The organism is Streptomyces sp. NPDC005898, assembly GCF_040629635.1.
Lineage (GTDB): Bacteria > Actinomycetota > Actinomycetes > Streptomycetales > Streptomycetaceae > Streptomyces.
In genome coordinates, this window is record NZ_JBEXWC010000009.1 from 250,441 (window position 1) to 269,853 (window position 19,413).

The following is a 19,413-nucleotide window of genomic DNA, read 5'->3' on the forward strand; positions in this document are numbered from 1 at the left end:
CAAACGCGGCTCTTAAAACCCTCTTAGACGCCCTCGCGATGCTCCACTGCCATGCGAACCTCTCACTCCGGCCGCGCCGCGCCCCCCGCCCGCGCCGACCTCTCCGTGGTGATCGGGGCGGGCGGCACCGGAGGGCACATCTACCCGGGCCTCGCCCTCGCCGACGCGCTGCGCCGCGCCGTGCCGGGCGCCGTGATCTCCTTCGTCGGCACCGAACGGGGCCTGGAGGGCCGGCTGATACCGGACGCCGGATACCGCCTGCACACCGTCGACATGATCCCCTTCGACCCTTCGCTCGGCGCCCGCCGCTACCTGCTGCCCGCCGCGCTGCTCAAGTCCGGCGCCCAGTGCCGGACCATCCTGCGCGAGCAGGGCGCGCGGATCGCCGTCGGCATGGGCGGCTACCCCAGCGCCCCCGTCATCGTCGGCGCCCGCCTGGCCGGGCTGCCGAGCCTCATCCACGAGTCCAACGCCGTACCGGGCCGCGCCAACCGGTTCGCCGCCCGCCTCACCCCGAACATCGCGGTGGCCTTCGACCGCAGCCGCGCCCACCTGCCCGGCGGCGACCGCGCGCACACCACCGGCATGCCCATCGCCGCGCCGCTGGCCGCGCTCGACCGGGCCGCGCTGCGCGACGAGGCGCGGCACGCGCTCGGCGTACCGGCCGGAGCCCGGCTCGTCCTCTTCAACGGCGGCAGCCTCGGGGCGGCCCGGCTCACCGAGGCGGCGGCCGGACTCGCGGAGCGGTGGCGGGAGCGAGGACGTCATGACGTACACCTCCTGATCAAGACCGGCCCGGCGGCCCTCGCCAAGACCCGGGCGCGGCTCGCCTCGACGGGCGGCGACGCCGTCGCCCGCGCCGTCCCCTACCTCGACCGCATGGACCTCTGCTACGCCGCCGCCGACCTCGTCGTGTGCCGCGCGGGCTCGGCGACCGTCGCCGAACTGGCCGCCACCGGCGTCCCCGCCGTCCTCGTGCCCTACCCGCACGCGCCCGGCGACCACCAGACCCACAACGCCCGGGTCCTGACCGACGCCGGCGCCGGACTGCTGCTGCCCGACGCCGAGACGACGGCCGACCGGCTCGCCGCCCTCATCGGGCCGCTGCTCGCCGACCCGGCGCGGCTCGCCGCGATGAGCGGCGCCGCGGACCCCGGGCCGCACGCCCGTGCCGCCGACCTGCTCGCCGAGCGGGTCCTGCGCCTCGCCCTCCCCACCCCTCACCTGGAGCACGCATGACCACGCCCACCGCCTTCTCCTGGCACGACCGCACCGTCCTCGTCACCGGGGCCGAGGGCTTCATCGGGTCGACCCTCGTCGACCTGCTGCTCGCCCGGGGTGCGAAGGTCCGCGCCTTCGCGCACTACAAGCCGTACGCGGAGAAGGGGAACCTGGCGCATCTCCTCGCCGATCCGCGCGTCGAGATGATCGCCGGGGACGTGCGGGACGCGGGGCGCGTGATGGACGCGGTCGCCGGGTGCGACACCGTCTTCCACCTGGCCGCGCTGATCGGCATCCCGTACTCCTACGACTCGCCGGGCGCGTACGTCCAGACGAACGTCGTCGGTACCGAGAACGTCGCCGAGGCCTGCCGGAGGCACTCCGTGCGGCGGCTGGTCCACACCTCCACCAGCGAGGTGTACGGGACGGCGCTGACGGCGCCCATCGCCGAATCGCACCCGCTCCAGCCGCAGTCGCCGTACTCCGCGTCGAAGATCGGCGCCGACATGGTGGCGCTCTCGCACTGGCACGCCTTCGAGCTGCCGGTGACGGTCGTACGTCCCTTCAACACGTACGGCCCGCGGCAGTCGGCGCGGGCCGTCATCCCGACGATCCTCGCCCAACTCCACTCGGGGGTACGGGAGATCAGGCTCGGGTCGCTGACGCCCACGCGGGACTTCACGTACGTCACCGACACGGCGCGGGGGTTCGTGGCGATGGCGGAGTGCGACCGGGCGCTCGGGCACGCGGTCAATCTCGGGGTCGGGCGGGAGATCTCCATCGGGGAGCTGGCGCAGGCGCTGATCGCGGCGTCCGGGCGGGAGGCGTCCGTGGTCGTCGATCCGGCGCGGGTGCGGCCGGCCGGGAGTGAGGTCGAGCGGTTGCTGTCCGACAATCGGCGGGCGCGGGAGTGGGTGGGGTGGGTGCCGGAGGTGTCCCTCGGGGAGGGGTTGCGTCGTACCTCTGCGTGGGTCGCCGGGAATCTTGGGCTGTTCGGGGTGGGGAGGTATCAGGTCTGAGGGGTCTGGCGGGGCGCCTGTTCTGGCGGGGCGCTTGTTCTGGCGGGGCGCCTGTTCCGGGTACCTGTGCCGCCTCTGACTCCGGTGCCCGGGGTCATCCCCTGGCCCGCCGCGGATGTCTCCCGCCCACTCACCCGTTTGCCCGGCGTCATCCCCTGGCCCGCCGCTTCGCGGCGGATGTTTCCCACCCACCCGCCCGTTTCCCGGCGTCATCCCCTGGCCCGCCGCTTCGCGGCGGATGTTTCCCACCCACCCGCCCGTTTCCCGGCGTCATCCCCTGGGGCAGCGGGCGTTCGCCCCCGGGCGGTCACCGTCCGATGCGGGGTATCGGGTGGGTGGGTGGGAAAGCATCCGCCGCGAAGCGGCGGGCCAGAAAGGGGGTCAGGGCCACCGGCCAGACGCGGTCGCCGCTGAGAGGCCGCTCAGGAGGAGGAGGGTGAAGCGGCGGGCCCACTCCTCGTCGACGGGCTCCGCGCTGACCAGCGCCCGATGCACCACCGCACCGGCGATCACGTCGAAGATGAGGTCGGCCGTGCGGCCGGCGGAGTCCGCGTCGGGCTCGGCCGGGAGTTCGCCCCGCGCCTGCGCCCGCTCCCGCCCCGCGAGGACCAGCCGCTTCTGGCGGTCGACGATGGACGCCCGGATGCGGGCCCGCAGCGGCTCGTCCGTCGTGGATTCGGCGACGACCGCCATCAGCGCCGTCTTCGTCTCGGGCCGGCAGAGCAGCAGGGCGAACTGCAGGACGACGCCCTCGATGTCGGCGGCCAGGCTGCCCCGGTCCGGCAGTTCCAGCTCGTCGAAGAGTTCCGCGACCGCGTCCACGACCAGTTCGCTCTTGCCCGCCCAGCGCCGGTACAGGGTCGTCTTGGCGACTCCCGCGCGCGTGGCGACGTCGCCGAGCGTCAGCTTGGACCAGCCCAGCTCGACGAGGCCCTGCCGGGTCGCCTCCAGGATCGCGGCGTCGGCGGTGGCGCTGCGGGGGCGCCCGCCGGTGCGGGCGGCGGCGGTGGTGGGCGTACGGCTCTGCATGGCGGCGACCATACCGGTGGGTACGGCCCCGTCGGGGAGCCCCGTGCACGCGGCAGTGAGGGAGATCACCGGCGACGGCTACCCATGGCCAAGGCTCGGCGGTTACGCTACGACCCGTAGCGAAAGCTGACGGGGCGAGGGCGAGGACGAGCGGCGCAGACCGGACCTCGTACCCCCCGTCAGCGAGCGCCACGAGCGACAACCACGCAGCACGCACGAACGGCCCGGGGTGGGGACCCCGCGCCAACCGACGGTCCTCCTGCGGACCTTGGACCGTGCCCCCTGTGACCCCGCAATCCGGCGGGGGGCCACGGACGGGCGTGGTTCCCGTACGGCTTGGGGGAGGATGTACTCATGCAGCCACGGAACATGTCCATGAGCGGAGTCGTCGACCTCGCCGCCGTCAAGGCGGCCCAGGAGGCCAAGGCGAAGGCGGAGCAGGCGCGCGCCGAAGCGGCCCGGCAGGGCGGAGGCGCGGCGGGTGCCGCGGTGTCCGCGTCGAGCCTGGTCATCGACGTCGACGAGGCGGGCTTCGAACGCGAGGTCCTCCAGCGCTCCACCGAGGTCCCCGTCGTCATCGACTTCTGGGCCGAGTGGTGCGAGCCGTGCAAGCAGCTCGGCCCCCTGCTGGAGCGGCTCGCCGAGGAGTACAACGGCCGTTTCCTGCTCGCCAAGATCGATGTCGACGCGAACCAGATGTTGATGCAGCAGTTCGGGATCCAGGGCATCCCGGCTGTCTTCGCGGTGGTGGCCGGCCAGGCCCTGCCGCTTTTCCAGGGCGCCGCCCCCGAGGCGCAGATCCGCCAGACCCTGGACCAGCTCATCCAGGTCGGCGAGGAGCGCTTCGGCCTGACCGGCCTCACGGTCGACCCGGGCGCCGAGGGCCCGCAGGCCGCCGCCCCGGCCGAGGTGCCCGCCGGTCCTTACGACGCCCTGCTCGAATCGGCCGTCCAGGCGCTGGACGCCGGCGATCTGGCCGGTGCCGTACAGGCGTACAAGAACGTGCTCAGCGACGATCCGGCCAACACGGAGGCCAAGCTGGGTCTCGCGCAGGCCGAACTGCTCCAGCGCGTCCAGGGTCTGGACGCGCAGCAGGTCCGCAAGGACGCGGCCGACCGGCCCGCCGATGTGGCGGCGCAGATCGCCGCGGCCGACCTGGACCTGGTGGGCGGTCACGTCGAGGACGCCTTCGGGCGGCTCATCGACACGGTGCGGCGCACGGCGGGCGACGACCGCGACGCCGCCCGGGTGCGGCTGCTGGAACTCTTCGAGGTCGTGGGCGCGGACGACCCCCGGGTGACGTCGGCGCGCACCGCGCTGGCCAGGGTGCTCTTCTGATCCGTACCCCTCGCCCCAGCTGAGAACTCCCTCCCCAGGACACGACAGTGGCCGTGATTTGCCAAAACTTGGCAAATCACGGCCACTGTTACTTGGAGTAAGTCGGGGGTGTTCCTCTGGGCGGTTTCGCCCGTTCATGCCCCGTTCTGCTCCCCGCCGTGGAGCCACCGTCCGTGGCCGACCGATACCGGGCGGTCGCGGATCGGTTATCGGGCCGTTACTAGCCAGTAATGACGCCCCTTGTGCCGGGACCGGGAATGCACCACGATCGGCCACGCTCGGTCCGATGACCCGCAGTCCGACAGCCAGTCGGGAGCGGGCGCTTCGGGTCCCCACCGAGCGGACCGGCGACGCCGTCGCCGGTCGGGGACAGGGGGGTCCCTGCCGTCCCCGGCAGGGCCTGTCCATCGAGGTTGTGCGTGATGTGCGTCAGGCGCGACCAGTGGTTGTCGCTCGGGGGTGATCGCCGGTGATGCGTGGTGCGGTTCGCGCCCTGCCATGCGGGCGCTCTCCTTCCCGAGGACGTAGCACTTCTCCCATCCCTGCCCGGCTGTCCCGTCCGAGCGGGCGCAGTCAGGGCCGGAGATGTACGTCCGAGAAGGAGGAAAGTCATGGAATCCGTGGCTCGTGGCGGAACCAGATGGAAGCGGTTCGCCGTGGTCATGGTGCCGAGCGTCGCGGCTACCGCCGCGATAGGCGTCGCCCTGTCCCAGGGCGCGCTCGCGGCATCGTTCAGTGTGTCGGGTCAGCAGTTCAAGGTGACCGCCGACGAACTCAACGGCAAGGGGTTCGTCCAGTACGGCGCCTTGGACGTGGGCAAGTCGGGCAAGCACCCGGTGGCCGTCGTCGGTCTCGACTCGGCCAAGATCACCAACCTGTGTCAGTCGGTGGTCGTGCCCGTCCCGGTCTTCGGCGACGTGTCGATGACCCTCAGGGCCGGCCAGACCGGTTCCCCGAAGGTCATCGCCAAGAAGCTGTACATCGACGCCGACGACCTGAAGGCCAACGCGACCTTCCACAAGGTCGACATCGGTGTCTCGATCGACCAGACCACCAAGGGACCGGGCCCGGCGAAGGGCGACCACTACGTCGAGGACTCGTTCGCGCAGCAGGCGGAGTCGGTGAAGTTCACCGATGTCCGCCAGCGCGCGTGGGCGACCACGGCCGGCACCTTCAAGCTCTCCGGTCTCGACATGTCGGTCAAAAAGGGCAAGCACGAGTGCTACTAGGGCCGCCGGCACCCCAGTAGGGGGCATGCGTTCCGGTAGGCACTCGCTGCTATGAACGGCCGGGCGCGGGGGCGCGACGGCACATCGACGGAGCCGTCCCCGTGCCCGAATCCGCATGACACACAGGACCAAGCCATTCCCGAGGAGCTGTACGACATGAGCGCCGAAGCGCAAGTGGGACTGGGCGAGATGCTCGGCCGGACGCGCCGATCGTTTTGGGGGTGGCGCGGCCGGCGCCCGTTCTGGGGTGGTCTGCTGACGATGCTCGGCGGCCTCCCGATCATGTACTTCCCTTACGCGAACCTCACGCTCGGCACGATGACCATCCGGATGGCGACCACCGCCGGCGCCGGATCCCTGATCATCGGCGTGCTGTTGGTCGTGCTCGGCCTGACCATGTGGTTCCAGCCGCACTCCCGGATCTTCGCGGGCGTCGCGGCGATCCTGCTCGCCCTGGTCTCCCTGGTGGTCTCCAACTTCGGCGGCTTCGTCATCGGCTTCCTGCTCGCCCTGCTCGGCGGCGCCCTCGGCGTCTCCTGGGCGCCCGCACGGCCCGCCGCCGCGGTGGCCCCGGGCGGGAAGGCCGCGGGCGGGGGGAGCGACGAGCAGCACGAGCTGCCGGGTACCAGCCCGGCGAGCGTCACGAACGGGAGGCACCGTGCCGGCTGACGAGGCGCGCCACGAGGGTTTCGCGGAGGAGTCCCGGGCGAGAGGGCCGCGTCACGCGGCGCCCAGGAAGCCGCTGCTGACCCGCCTCCAGGTGCCCGCGGGCAAGGCGATCGCGATCGCCGCGATGCCCACCGCGGTCCTGATGGGCATGGGGCTGACCCCGACGCTCGCGCAGGCGAGGCCCGGGGTGCCCGAGAACCCCTTCCAGGACGGCCCGTGCGTCACGGCGCCGGACAAGGAAGCGGACGCGGACGACAAGGCCGGCCAGGACGCCGAGGACACCGAGGACAAGGCGAAGGACGACTCGGCGAAGGACGACCCCGCGAAGGACGACGCGGACAAGGACGGGAAGGGCTCCGGCGAGCCGCCCGCGCCCGGGTCGCCCACCACCGGTGACGAGGGTTCCGGCGATAAGGGTTCCGGTCACCGGACTCCCGGCGACCGGGGCGCGGACGACAGGACCGAGCCGGCGCCCACGCCGTCGACCGGCGGCGAGAAGGACGAGGCCGACAAGCCGGCCCCGAAGCCGGCCCCCGAGTCCGGCCCGCGGTCCGAGCCCGAGCCGGGCAAGACCCGGAACCCGTGGGACCCGCTGGGTCTCGGCGACGCCCTCAAGGACGTCTTCACGCCCGACGGGTCCGACGAGTCCGACGGACCCGCCGCGAAGGAGCCGGACTCCGACGCGTCGGTCCCGGATGCCCCGGCCCCGACCCCGGACAAGACCACGTCTCCCGAGGACCCGGCCAAGGGCACGGACAAGGACCCGGTCAAGGAGGCCGCCGACAAGGTCGAGGACGGCGTCGAGGACGGCACGAAGGACGGCGCGAAGAAGGCCGGCGAGGCGGCGGACGAGACCGCGGACGACCCGGCGGACGACGAGGCGAAGGACGAGCCCGAGGACCCGATGGCGCCGGACGCGAACGGCAAGAAGCCGTTCCCGTGCGTGGTCGAGAAGAAGGTCGACGGCGAGGCCGAGCAGACGCCCGTGCCGATCCCGAACCAGCCGTGGCACCTGGAGGCCACCTCGCTCAAGCTCATGGACGCCGACTACCAGGGCGTCGTGAACCTCACGATGGCGAACGGCAGAACCAAGCAGGCGCTGAAGTACGTCGTCCAGAAGACGGACATCGTGGACCTGCACCAGATCGTCGAGGGGCCGGGCGGCAGGACGTACCACGTCGAGGCCGCCAAGGGCTCCAAGTCCACCATCCGCAACGGCGCGACGACGATGTACACCGAGCGGATCTCGGGCAAGCTGTTCGGGCTCATCCCGATCACCTTCGACCCCGAGCACCCGCCGCCGCTGAACATCCCGCTGATCTACTTCACGGATGTGAAGGTCCAGCAGGCGGGCCAGTTCGGCGGTGACCTCACCATCCCCGGCCTCCACCAGTCGATCACCGACTGAGCCGTACGCAGACGAGGGCGCCCCCTGTCGCAGGGGGCGCCCTCGTCTGCGTACGGGGGATACGGACCGTCAGTCGCGGTCGATGCCGCCCAGGTGGTGCACCCGCACCATGTTGGTGGTGCCGGGGACGCCGGGGGGCGAGCCCGCGGTGATGACGACCGTGTCGCCGTCGTTGAAGCGGTTGAGCTTGATCAGCTCGGCGTCGACCAGCTCCACCATCGCGTCGGTGTTGTCGACGTGCGGCACGACGTAGGTGTCCACGCCCCAGCTCAGCGTGAGCTGGTTGCGGGTCGACTCGTCGGTGGTGAAGGCGAGGATCGGCTGGGCCGCGCGGTAGCGGGACAGCCGGCGGGCGGTGTCACCGGACTGGGTGAAGGCCACCAGCGCCTTGCCGCCGAGGAAGTCGGCGATCTCGGCCGCGGCACGGGCCACCGAACCGCCCTGCGTGCGAGGCTTCTTGCCGGGCACGAGCGGCTGCAGGCCCTTGGAGAGCAGCTCCTCCTCGGCCGCCACGACGATCTTCGACATCGTCTTGACGGTCTCGATCGGGTACGCGCCGACACTCGACTCGGCCGACAGCATGACCGCGTCCGCGCCGTCCAGGATCGCGTTGGCGACGTCGGACGCCTCGGCGCGCGTGGGGCGCGAGTTGGTGATCATCGACTCCATCATCTGGGTCGCGACGATCACCGGCTTGGCGTTGCGGCGGCACATCTCCACGAGGCGCTTCTGCACCATCGGGACCTTCTCGAGCGGGTACTCGACCGCGAGGTCACCGCGGGCCACCATCACGGCGTCGAACGCCGCGACGACGCCCTCCATGTTGGCGACGGCCTGCGGCTTCTCCACCTTGGCGATGACAGGGACCCGGCGGCCCTCCTCGTCCATCACCTTGTGGACGTCCTTGACGTCGTGGGCGTCGCGCACGAAGGACAGGGCGACCATGTCGCAGCCCATCTTCAGGGCGAAGCGCAGGTCCTCGATGTCCTTCTCGGACAGCGCGGGCACGTTCACGGCCGCGCCGGGCAGGTTGATGCCCTTGTGGTCGGAGATGACACCGCCCTCGACCACGATCGTCTTCACGCGCGGGCCGACCACCTCGACGACGCGCAGCTCGACGTTGCCGTCGTTGATGAGGATCTGGTCGCCCTTGGAGACATCGCCCGGCAGGCCCTTGTAGGTGGTGCCGCAGATCGACTTGTCGCCGGGCACGTCCTCGGTGGTGATGGTGAACTCGTCACCGCGCACCAGCTCGACGGGGCCCTCGGCGAAGGTCTCCAGACGGATCTTCGGGCCCTGGAGGTCGGCGAGGACGCCGATGGCACGGCCGGTCTTCGCGGCGGCCGAGCGGACGCGGTCGTACCGGCCCTGGTGCTCGGCGTGCGTGCCGTGGCTGAAGTTGAAGCGGGCCACGTTCATGCCGGCCTCGATCAGCGAGACGAGCTGCTCTTCGGAGTCGACGGCGGGGCCCAGCGTGCAGACGATTTTGGAACGGCGCATGGGGACGATCCTATCGGTTTGTTTCGCTTCGGAATATTCCGTCTGGTGGAATCTACAAATGGGCGGAAGCGCGCTCAGTCGTTGCGGTGTTTCGGCGCGGAGTCCGCATTATTCCGCCGAACCCTTTCCCACCAGCGCGTATGTCTGATCGGCGATCTCCAGTTCCTCGTCCGTGGGGACCACGGCGACCGCCACACGCGCGTACTCGGGTGAAATGAGCCGCGCTTCGTCGGAACGTACGGAATTCAGTTCCCCGTCGACCGCGAGCCCCAGCTCCTCCAGGCCCGCCACGGCCGCCTCGCGGACCGGCGCCGCGTTCTCGCCGACGCCCGCCGTGAACACCACGGCGTCCACGCGGCCGAGCACGGCGTAGTAGGCGCCGATGTACTTCTTCAGGCGGTGGATGTAGATGTCGAAGGCGAGCGCGGCCTCCTGGTCGCCCGCGTCCACGCGGCGCCGGATCTCGCGCATGTCGTTGTCGCCGCAGAGGCCGATCAGGCCGCTCTTCTTGTTGAGCAGCACGTCGATCTCGTCCACGGACATTCCGCCGACCCGCGCCAGATGGAAGATGACCGCCGGGTCCAGGTCACCGGAACGGGTACCCATCACCAGCCCCTCCAGCGGCGTGAGCCCCATCGAGGTGTCCACGCACTCGCCGGCCCGCACGGCCGTCGCCGAGGCGCCGTTGCCCAGGTGCAGCACGATGACGTTGACGTCCTCGGGGGCCTTGCCCAGCAGCTGGGCGGTCTTGCGGGAGACGTACGCGTGCGAGGTGCCGTGGAAGCCGTAGCGCCGCACGCGGTGCTCGTCGGCGGTCCGCACGTCGATCGCGTAGCGCGCCGCGGACTCCGGCATCGTCGTGTGGAACGCGGTGTCGAAGACGGCGACCTGGGGCAGGTCGGGACGGAGCGCCTGCGCGGTGCGGATGCCCGTGATGTTGGCGGGGTTGTGCAGCGGCGCCACCGGCACCAGCCGCTCGATCTCCTGGAGCACCTCGTCGGTGATCACGGTCGGCGCGGAGAACTTCAGGCCGCCGTGCACCACCCGGTGGCCTATCGCGGCCAGCTCGGGGGAGTCCAGGCCGAGCCCGTCGGCGGCCAGCTCCCCGGCGACGGCCTTCAGCGCCGCCTCGTGGTCGGCGATCGGCTCCTCGCGCTCGCGGGGCTCGCCGTCGCCGGTCAGCGGGGTGTGCTTGAGCCGCGAGGTCTCCTCGCCGATCCGCTCGACGAGGCCGACGGCCAGGCGTGAGCTGTCGCGCATGTCGAGCAGCTGGTACTTCACCGACGACGAGCCGGAGTTGAGGACGAGGACGCGCGTAGCAGTCACGGATTTCGGGTGCTTTCTGTGGGGGTCAGCCGGCGGCCGGGGTCTGGGACTGGATCGCCGTGATGGCGACGGTGTTCACGATGTCCTGGACGAGCGCGCCCCTGGACAGGTCGTTGACCGGCTTGCGCAGGCCCTGGAGGACCGGGCCGACGGCGATCGCGCCGGCCGAGCGCTGCACGGCCTTGTAGGTGTTGTTGCCGGTGTTGAGGTCCGGGAAGATCAGCACGCTGGCCTGGCCCGCGACGTCGGAGCCCGGCAGCTTGGTGGCCGCCACCGACGGCTCCACGGCGGCGTCGTACTGGATCGGGCCCTCGATCTTCAGGTCCGGGCGGCCGGCCCGCACCTTCTCGGTGGCCTCGCGCACCTTGTCGACGTCGGCGCCCGAACCGGAGGTGCCCGTCGAGTACGAGAGCATCGCGATCCGCGGCTCGACCCCGAACTGCGCGGCGGTGGCCGCCGCCTGCACGGCGATGTCGGCGAGCTGCTCGGCGTTCGGGTCCGGGTTCACCGCGCAGTCGCCGTAGACGAGGACCTTGTCGGCCAGGCACATGAAGAAGACCGACGACACGATCGAGGCGTCCGGCTTGGTCTTGATGATCTCGAAGGCGGGGCGGATGGTCGCGGCCGTGGAGTGCACGGAGCCCGACACCATGCCGTCGGCCAGACCCTCCTGGACCATCAGCGTGCCGAAGTAGTTGACGTCGGCCACCACGTCGTGCGCCAGCTCGACGGTGACGCCCTTGTGGGCGCGCAGCTGCGCGTACTTCCCGGCGAAACGGTCCCGCAGCTCGGAGGTCTGCGGGTCGATCAGCTCGGAGTCGGCGAGGTCCACCCCGAGGTCCGCGGCCTTCTTGCGGATCTGCTCCACGGGCCCGAGCAGCGTCAGGTCGCACACGCCCCGGCGCAGCAGTACGTCGGCGGCGCGCAGCACGCGCTCCTCGGTGCCCTCGGGCAGCACGACGCGGCGCCGGTCGGCGCGGGCCCGCTCCAGGAGCTTGTGCTCGAACATCATCGGCGTGACGCGGCCGCTGCTCGGCGTGGAGACGCGCCCCAGCAGGTCGGCGGTGTCGACGTACCGCTCGAAGAGGCCGAGGGCGGTCTCCGCCTTGCGGGGCGTCGCCGCGTTCAGCTTGCCCTCCAGGGCGAACAGCTCGGCGGCCGTCGGGAAGGAGCCGCCGGAGACGGCGACCACCGGGGTGCCGGGCGCGAGGCGGTCGGCGAGGGTGAGGATCTCCTGGCCGGGCTGCTCGTTGAGGGTCAGCAGGACGCCCGCGATGGGCGGAGTGCCGGCGCTGTGCGCGGCGAGGGAACCCACCACGAGGTCGGCGCGGTCGCCGGGGGTGACGACCAGGCAGCCCGGGGTCAGGGCGTTGAGGAAGTTCGGCAGCATGGCGCCGCCGAAGACGAAGTCCAGGGCGTCGCGGGCCAGCCCCGCGTCGTCGCCGAGCAGGACCCGGCCGCCGAGGGCGTGGGTGATCTGCGCGACCGTCGGCGCGGAGAGCGCGGCCTCGTCGGGCAGGACGTAGCAGGGCACGGGCAGCGCGGCCTTCAGCCGCTCGTGGATCTCGTCGCGGTCGGCGGGGGCCACCCGGTTGGTGATCATGGCGAGGACGTCGCAGCCCAGGCTGTCGTAGGCGCGGTGGGCGTTGCGCGTCTCGGCGTGCACCGACTCCGCGGTCTGGTTCTTGCCGCCGACCACGGGCAGCACCGAGGCGCCGAACTCGTTGGCGAGGCGGGCGTTGAGCGCCAGCTCGTCGGGGAGCTGGGTGTCGGCGAAGTCCGTGCCGAGGACCAGGACCACCTCGTACTCCGCGGCGACCCGGTGGAAGCGGTCGACGATCCGCGAGACCAGCTCGTCGGTGCCGCGCTCGGCCTGGAGCGCGGACGCCTCGTGGTAGTCCATGCCGTAGACGGTCGCGGCGTCCTGCGAGAGGCGGTAGCGGGCCCGCAGCAGGTCGAAGAGGCGGTCGGGACCGTCGTGCACGAGCGGCCGGAAGACGCCGACCCGGTCGACCTGGCGCGTCAGGAGCTCCATGACTCCCAGCTCGACGACCTGGCGGCCGTCGCCGCGGTCGATCCCGGTCACGTACACGCTGCGCGTCACGCGTGCTCTCCCCTTCTTCGCTGCCTGCTCGTCGCCGTCCGCCGGGGATCTGTGGGGTACCCCGAGTGAGCTGGACAAATTACCTGATATCGCGGCTGTGCCCTCTTGACAATACCTCTGCGGCTGGCTAAGCCGCCCGCCGGACCGAGGGCCCGCCGACGGGGGTCGTGGGGCCTCTTCCCCGCCCCTGCCCCCGTATCGCCGCCCTATCGCACGGGCGTGCGTCGGACAGGTGTGAGCGGCGTCCCCCTTCCGGCCGTGGAACAATCGGACCGGCTCACAAGTACCAACAGCGAGCAGGAGACACAGCGCGATGCGTATCGGAATTCTCACCGCGGGCGGCGACTGCCCCGGCCTCAACGCAGTGATCCGGTCGGTCGTGCACCGCGCCGTGACGCACTACGGCGACGAGGTCATCGGCTTCGAGGACGGCTACGCGGGCCTGCTCGACGGACGCTACCGGCCCCTCGACCTGAACGCCGTGAGCGGCATCCTGGCCCGCGGCGGCACGATCCTCGGCTCCTCGCGCCTGGAGCGCGGCCGCTTCCGCGCCGCCTGCGACAACGCCAAGGAGCTCATCGAGAAGAGCGGCTTCGACGCGCTCATCCCGATCGGCGGCGAGGGCACCCTCACCGCGGCGGGCATGCTCGCCGACGCGGGCGTGCCGGTCGTCGGCGTCCCCAAGACGATCGACAACGACATCTCCTCCACGGACCGCACCTTCGGCTTCGACACGGCGGTGGGCGTGGCCACGGAGGCCATGGACCGCCTGAAGACGACCGCCGAGTCCCACCAGCGCGTGATGGTCGTCGAGGTCATGGGCCGGCACGCCGGCTGGATCGCCCTGGAGTCCGGCATGGCCGGCGGCGCCCACGGCATCTGCCTGCCCGAGCGCCCCTTCGACCCCGCCGACCTGGTCGCGCTGGTCGAGGAGCGGTTCTCGCGCGGCAAGAAGTTCGCGGTGATCTGCGTGGCCGAGGGCGCGCACCCGCTGGACGGCACGATGAACTACGGCAAGGGCGCGATCGACCAGTTCGGCCACGAGCGCTTCCAGGGCATCGGGACCGCGCTGGCGTACGAGCTGGAGGCCCGCCTCGGCAAGGAGGCCAAGCCGGTCATCCTCGGCCACGTCCAGCGCGGCGGCACCCCCACCGCCTACGACCGCGTCCTCGCGACCCGCTTCGGCTGGCACGCGGTGGAAGCGGTGCACCGCGGGGAGTACGGCAAGATGACGGCGCTGCGCGGCACCGACATCCAGATGGTGCCGCTCGCGGAGGCGGTCACGGAGCTGAAGACGGTGCCGAAGGACCGGATGGACGAGGCGGAGTCGGTGTTCTAGTCGCGCGGTCTCGCCGGGCGGCGTGGGTGGGGTGCCAGGAGCGGTCCTTGCGCCGTCGGTTTGGGGGTACCGGGGCGGCGTCGGCGGGGTACCGGGGTCAGTCCTTGCGGTGCCCGGGGCGGACCAGGGGCCAGAAGTGCTCCAGGACGCGGTCCAGGTAGTCCCGGCCGGCCTCGCCGGAGGCGTCCGAGCCGGCGCCGCCGCCCCAGTTCAGCGTCCGCGCCATCCGGGACTGGTAGTCGTCGTACATCTGCCGCAGCGCGCCCTCGACGGGCCGCCGCTCCACCGCCAGCAGCTTGGCGACGGGCCGCACGTACCCCTGCCAGCGGGCGGTGACCGCGCTGCGCAGCAGCTCGGCGAGCTGCTCGGAGCGTCCGGTCACGGTCACGAAGTCGGGCAGTTCGAGCTCCAGGACGCGGGCGAGGGTGGCGGACTGCCGTTCGTTGCCGCGCCAGCTGCCGGTCTCCTCCATCCGCAGATACGCCTGGATCTCCACGCCGGCCTGCCGCGCGAGGTCCTCCGGCGCGAGCCCGCGCGCGAGCCGGTGCTCCCGCAGGGTGCGCGCCGCGCCCATCAGCTCACCGGGCGAGCACCAGAGCGTGGCCGCCAGCGCGCTCAGCTCGACGGAACTGGGCGAGGCGAGCCCGCGCTCCCAGGCGGCGACGGTGTCGGCCGTGACGTACGTGAGCCCGTAACCGGCCCGCATCCCGTACGCGACATGCCCGTGCGCCATCCCCAGCGCCTCACGCAGGCGCCGGGCGGCGGGGAAGTTGAAGGGGGGTGTGGGCTGGTGCGCTGACTGGCTCGGTTGGCTCGATTGCACGGGGCACACCGTAGGCGCCTGCGGGGATGGCGACTACGGTGCGTTCCTACGAGGTTGCGGATTGGTGGGAAGGTACGGGGTCGGTCGTGCCTTGGAACGGGTTCTTCCGGGCGGTGTCGATCCCGCCCGATGCGGACAGTGTGGCGGCGTCGTACTCGGACCGGAAGGCGTCAGCGGTACCAGTCCTCGCCCGCGCTTCCCAGAGCGCTGCGGAGGTAACTCTCGAGGTCGGGCGAGATCAGGTTGCGTGAGTCCGTCTCGTGATCCCACACGAATACTTCCTCGCGTTCCGGCGTCCGCACGAAAGCGAACTGATCGCCACCGCCGTTGTCCCCGAAGAAGAGCATGGAGTCAAAAGGCATGTACAGCGCGCGGTACTGCTCGTCACTCCGGAACGCCAAGTTCTCCGCCAGGATTTTCTCGGCGGTCCAGATCACTTCCGTCCCGAATTCGTCCTCAATGCCGTCCGTTTCCAGGAGCAGTGCGGACAGCGAAGCAGGCAGGGACTGGCCGAGTCCACCCTCGATTGCGCGCACCGCCTCGCCGCCAGCGCCTTCGGAAAGTTGCACGTCTGCGAATTCTGCGGCAAGTTCACGCCACATATTGCCCCCTGAGGCTATCTGATGCGCGGATTGAACCAGTTGCCCAGCTTATCATCCACCTTGCTCACATGATCCAGGACCTCCTGGCGGGTGGGGTTGGGATTCGCGTTGTAGAAGTTATTCCATTCCACGCGGATCGCACTCAAATGAATTCTGCTGTTGATGTCACCCTTGGGTATTCCGCGCAAGTTCTCGAGCGAGTGGATCTCGTCCGCCGAGAAGAGGTTCGGGTAGCGATTCAGCACCTGTTGTTCGATGGCATGGTGTACGACCACCTTTCCCTTGAGGTGTGGGTGTGCGTCGAAGAAGGTCTTCTTGTAACTGTGGCTCGTGGCCGCCCCGACAGAAGCCTCCTCCCTGACCGGTATCCCCTTCCCCAGGACGGTCTCATTCCTGGCGGCGGCCTGCTTGGCCGCTTCCTCGCAAGGCGTCAGGCCGAGCGGGTCGATCCACGTGAAAGGGTTACGGACGTAGGAGAACGGGTTCGGGCCCGGTGCGAGGCCCATGGGGTCCGGGGTCAGATACCTGGAGATCTGCGGGTCGTAATACCGGTGATGGTTGTAGTGCAGACCGCTTTCAGGGTCGAAGTACTGTCCAGGAAATCGCAGGGGCGTATAGGCCGTTGCGCTCGACTCCCACGCCGTTGTGCCCCACAGCGTGCTACGGGCGCGCCAGGCGATGTCACCCGTCTCATCGACGAGTTCGGTTGGTGTGCCGACCAGGTCGGTGACGATGGCGAAGAAACGAGCGTCGATCTCGTGTTGCGGGACGTTCGGCCCGGTTATTCGTTCGGTCTGGGCAATAGGAGTGAGGCCCTTGTGATCCCAGGTCAGAATGGTCTGGTGGGGTAGGGCGTCGGACGTCGTCGTCTGCTCGCAGAGATTGATGCCGTCCCAGGTGAAAGCGATTCGCTCCACCACCGCCCCGCTGCCGGGGGCCAGACGGAGCTTCGCGGTACGACGTCCCAGCGGGTCATACGTGTAGCGCCACCGCACGCCGTCCGGGGTGACGACACCGGTGAGGCGGTCTTCGACGTCCCATTCGTAGCGCCAGGTGTCCGGCGCGCGCGACATTCGCTGTTTCTGGCGGAGGACCATGCGGCCGAGGGCATCGTGCTCGTAGCGGACCCTCCCCGCGCGGTCGATGCGGGTGCCGCTGTAATGGTGTGCCCCGGTGGCCTCATGGCCCGGATGGGTGCGGGGCCAGTCGCTCCGGGTCAGGTTGCCGGCCGTGTCGTACGCGTAGGTCTCGGTCCAGTTCGCGGCGTGCACCGCCGTGACACGGCCCAACGGGTCCAGTGTGAAGCGCCGGTGGCCGGAATGCTGATCCTCGACAGCGGTGAGGTCACCGTTGGCGCGGTAGGAGTACGAGCGGCGGTGGAGGGACCGGCCGTCGGCGTCGGTGACCGACTGGCCGGAGAGACGCCCCACCTCGTCGAACGCTTGGAGGACGGTGACGCCCGTACCGATGCGGCGTACCTCGGTCCGGCCCGAGGGGTCGTGGTCGAAGGCGGTGACACGGCCGGACGAGGACAGCGCCGCGAGGCGGCCCACGTCGTCGTAGGTCCAAGCGCTGGTCGCGCCCGTGGGTGTCGTCCGGCCCACGGGCCGCCCGGCGTCGTCGTACGCGTACGAGAGGGTGCGCCCGTCGACTGTCTCGGCGAGCGGGCGACCGAAACGGTCCAGTTCGATGACGAGTGCGGAGTCCGGACCGGTGGCGTGCGTCAGGTTACCGAGCCGGTCGTAGGCATAGGTGGTGACCGCCCCGTCCGCGTCCTTGCGGACGATCTGTCCGAGAACGCTGTATTCGTAGGTGATGGTCTGGCCCAGGGCGTTGGTGCGGGAGGTCAGTCGGCCTGCGGCGTCGTGGGTGTAGACGAGTTCCCGGCCGTCGAAGTCGGTCTCCGAGACCAGTCGGCCTGCGGCGTCGTACTCGTACCTCCACGCCAGCCCGGCGGGGTTGACCACCTCGGTGAGTCGCAAAGAGGAGTCGTGACCGAACTCGTACCGCGCCCCGTCAGGATCGGTTCGGGCCGACAGGAGGTCGAAGTGGGTGTACTCGGAGACGGTCGTGTGACCCGCTTGATCCGTGTGACTCGTGCAGTTGCCCTCGCCGTCGTAGGTCCAGGTCTCCCTCCCACCGTCGGGAGCGGTACGGCCGACGAGCCGGCCCTCTCGTGACCAGGAAAGCCGAATGGCGCGCCCCGACTCGTCGGTGAGCGTGACACATCGACCGAAAGCGTCGCGCTCGAAGAACGTGATCCCTGTCGCGTCGTTGATCTCAAGAGGCAGGCCCGAGGGGTCGCAGCGCACGGTGCTGACCCTGCCCAGCCCGTCGCTCACCGTGAGGGGATGGCCGGCCGAGGTGTAGGTGCTGCGCGAGGTGGCACCGGTGGAGTCGGTGAGTTCTGTGCGGTTTCCACGCTCGTCGTACCCGTACCGCCAGGACGGGCCGTCTTCCGGGGCGATGGACGTGATGAGGTGGAGAGCGTTGTACTCGTAACGGACCAGGGAGCCGTCCGGGCCGATCCTTTCCAGTGGTTGGCCAAGCTCATTGGTGACGAACCGCGTGGTGTGACCCAGCTGATCCGTCACGGCGGTGACATGCCCGTGCGCGTCGTACTCGGTTCTCACCGTGGAACCCAGTGGATCGATCTCGGCGACGATCAGGCTGCGGTCGTCGATGACGAAGCGGGCGGTGACCCCCTGGGCGGTGGTGGCTTCGGTGAGGTGACAGCCGGGCCACTCGGGGTCGGCCAGGCCGTGAGTGAACGTGTGGGCCATGTGCCCGGCTTCGCCACCCTGGGCGACGCAGCGGTCCTGGTCGTCGTAGGCGTAGTCGTAGCGGCTGTTGTTGGTGTCCTCCCAGGCGGTGATGCGCAGTCGCTCGTCATACGTGAAGCGCAGGGGGAGGCCCGAGGAGTCGGTGACCGTGGTGAGGTTGCCGTCGGTGTATCCGTAGCGCTTGAGCACGGCGTCCGAGCCGTCCTCGGCGGCGCCCGCGAGGCTGAGGGTGGTGACGCGGTCGGCCTCGACGGTCAGCTTCAGGTGGTAGCCGCCGGAGTGGCGGATGGCCTGCGGGGCGCCCTGCGCGTCGTGGTCGAAGTCGATGGTGTTGTGGTTGCGGTCGGAGACGCGGGTGAGCAGGGCCACGCCGTCGTCGGGGCCGGGCGGGGTGAAGTGGCGGGTGAGGCCGGTGAGGGGGTCGGTGAGGCGGTAGCCGTCGTCGGCCAGGCGTTCCAGCGGGCGGCGGGGACCGGAGTCCGGCAGCACGGGTGCGTCGGGGCCGGCCGGGTGGGGGTAGGCCAGGAGCATGCCGTCCTCGGTGACGAGGACGATGCCGTCCGCGTCGATCTCGAGGCGCTCGTCGAGCGTGGAGGTCCACGTCGGGCCGAACCAGCCGCCGCTGCGGTAACCGGAGGCGACCCGGCGGGTGAAGGAGAGCGGGAGGGTGCCGGGCAGCGTGACGTCGATGGCGTCCAGGAACATCTGCCCGGTGGCCACGTCGACCGGGTCACCGCAGCCCTTGATCTTGCTCTTGACCCGGCTGTACGCACCCTTGGCACCGTCCTTCAGCGCGGTGCGGGCGGACTTGAAGCCCTTCAGGCCGCCCTTGAGGCCCTTCATCCCCTTGGCGAGTTTGGCGGCGGTGGTGATGCCCTTCATGCCGGGGACGCAGTCCATGGCGGCGAAGGCCACGTCCATCAGGCCTGCTTGGCCTTTTCGGTATTTGTTGAGGGTGTCGGCCAGGACGATCGCGCCGGCGACGATGACGATCGCGGCGAGGATGGGGCCGCCGACGATCAT

14 protein-coding genes are annotated in these 19,413 nt (G+C 70.7%); 7 read left to right on the forward strand and 7 right to left on the reverse strand.

Annotated elements, in window-relative coordinates:
• Positions 1–51 precede the first annotated feature (51 nt).
• Positions 52–1,239: a UDP-N-acetylglucosamine--N-acetylmuramyl-(pentapeptide) pyrophosphoryl-undecaprenol N-acetylglucosamine transferase gene (locus tag ABZ385_RS15770; protein ID WP_358911724.1), complete on the forward strand. Its 1,188-nt coding sequence runs from the start codon at positions 52–54 to the stop codon at positions 1,237–1,239.
• Positions 1,236–2,240, forward strand: a complete 1,005-nt coding sequence (locus ABZ385_RS15775; protein WP_358583906.1) for an SDR family NAD(P)-dependent oxidoreductase — start codon at positions 1,236–1,238, stop codon at positions 2,238–2,240. The genes ABZ385_RS15770 and ABZ385_RS15775 overlap by 4 nt, the downstream gene beginning before the upstream one ends.
• Positions 2,241–2,621: 381 nt before the next feature.
• On the opposite strand, the gene ABZ385_RS15780 is transcribed toward ABZ385_RS15775, so the two are convergent.
• A complete protein-coding gene (locus ABZ385_RS15780; protein WP_358699133.1) occupies positions 2,622–3,269 on the reverse strand; it encodes a TetR/AcrR family transcriptional regulator in 648 nt (215 codons plus the stop codon).
• Between the two features lie 354 nt (positions 3,270–3,623).
• Between ABZ385_RS15780 and ABZ385_RS15785 the strand changes: the two genes are divergently transcribed.
• The 4 genes from ABZ385_RS15785 (at position 3,624) to ABZ385_RS15800 (ending at position 7,913) form a co-directional block, all read left to right on the forward strand.
• The gene (locus ABZ385_RS15785; RefSeq protein WP_358699131.1) at positions 3,624–4,607 is read left to right on the forward strand and encodes a tetratricopeptide repeat protein; all 984 of its coding nucleotides are present in this window, start codon (positions 3,624–3,626) and stop codon (positions 4,605–4,607) included.
• A gap of 611 nt (positions 4,608–5,218) precedes the next feature.
• A complete protein-coding gene (locus ABZ385_RS15790) occupies positions 5,219–5,836 on the forward strand; it encodes a DUF6230 family protein (RefSeq protein WP_358583901.1) in 618 nt (205 codons plus the stop codon).
• A gap of 156 nt (positions 5,837–5,992) precedes the next feature.
• Entirely contained in the window at positions 5,993–6,505 is a 513-nt protein-coding gene (locus ABZ385_RS15795) for a DUF6114 domain-containing protein (protein WP_358583899.1), read from the forward strand.
• Positions 6,495–7,913: a hypothetical protein gene (locus ABZ385_RS15800; protein ID WP_358911726.1), complete on the forward strand. Its 1,419-nt coding sequence runs from the start codon at positions 6,495–6,497 to the stop codon at positions 7,911–7,913. The genes ABZ385_RS15795 and ABZ385_RS15800 overlap by 11 nt, the downstream gene beginning before the upstream one ends.
• A gap of 69 nt (positions 7,914–7,982) precedes the next feature.
• Here the strand turns inward: ABZ385_RS15800 and pyk are convergent, their stop codons facing one another.
• The 3 genes from pyk to pta form a co-directional block, all read right to left on the reverse strand.
• On the reverse strand, positions 7,983–9,413 hold the full coding sequence (pyk, locus tag ABZ385_RS15805; protein ID WP_358911728.1) for a pyruvate kinase: 1,431 nt from the start codon (positions 9,411–9,413) through the stop codon (positions 7,983–7,985).
• 108 nt (positions 9,414–9,521) lie between these two features.
• Positions 9,522–10,739 carry an acetate kinase gene (locus tag ABZ385_RS15810; RefSeq protein WP_358583894.1) on the reverse strand — a complete coding sequence of 406 codons (1,218 nt, stop codon included), beginning with the start codon at positions 10,737–10,739 and terminating at the stop codon, positions 9,522–9,524.
• Between the two features lie 25 nt (positions 10,740–10,764).
• Positions 10,765–12,843 (reverse strand): phosphate acetyltransferase, encoded by a 2,079-nt coding sequence (gene pta / locus ABZ385_RS15815; RefSeq protein ID WP_358583892.1) that lies wholly within the window; start codon positions 12,841–12,843, stop codon positions 10,765–10,767.
• 313 nt (positions 12,844–13,156) lie between these two features.
• Between pta and ABZ385_RS15820 the strand changes: the two genes are divergently transcribed.
• Complete coding sequence (locus ABZ385_RS15820) at positions 13,157–14,182, forward strand: 6-phosphofructokinase (protein WP_358583890.1); 1,026 nt, start codon at positions 13,157–13,159, stop codon at positions 14,180–14,182.
• Positions 14,183–14,279: 97 nt separating this feature from the next.
• Here ABZ385_RS15820 and ABZ385_RS15825 read toward each other — a convergent pair whose 3' ends face one another.
• From ABZ385_RS15825 to ABZ385_RS15835, 3 genes are all read right to left on the reverse strand, one after another.
• Positions 14,280–15,005, reverse strand: a complete 726-nt coding sequence (locus ABZ385_RS15825) for a helix-turn-helix transcriptional regulator (protein WP_358911730.1) — start codon at positions 15,003–15,005, stop codon at positions 14,280–14,282.
• Positions 15,006–15,175: 170 nt separating this feature from the next.
• Positions 15,176–15,574, reverse strand: coding sequence for an SMI1/KNR4 family protein (locus ABZ385_RS15830; protein ID WP_358911732.1), 399 nt, complete (start codon positions 15,572–15,574; stop codon positions 15,176–15,178).
• A gap of 47 nt (positions 15,575–15,621) precedes the next feature.
• On the reverse strand, positions 15,622–19,413 hold a 3,792-nt coding region (locus ABZ385_RS15835), incomplete at its 5' end, for an RHS repeat-associated core domain-containing protein (protein ID WP_358911734.1).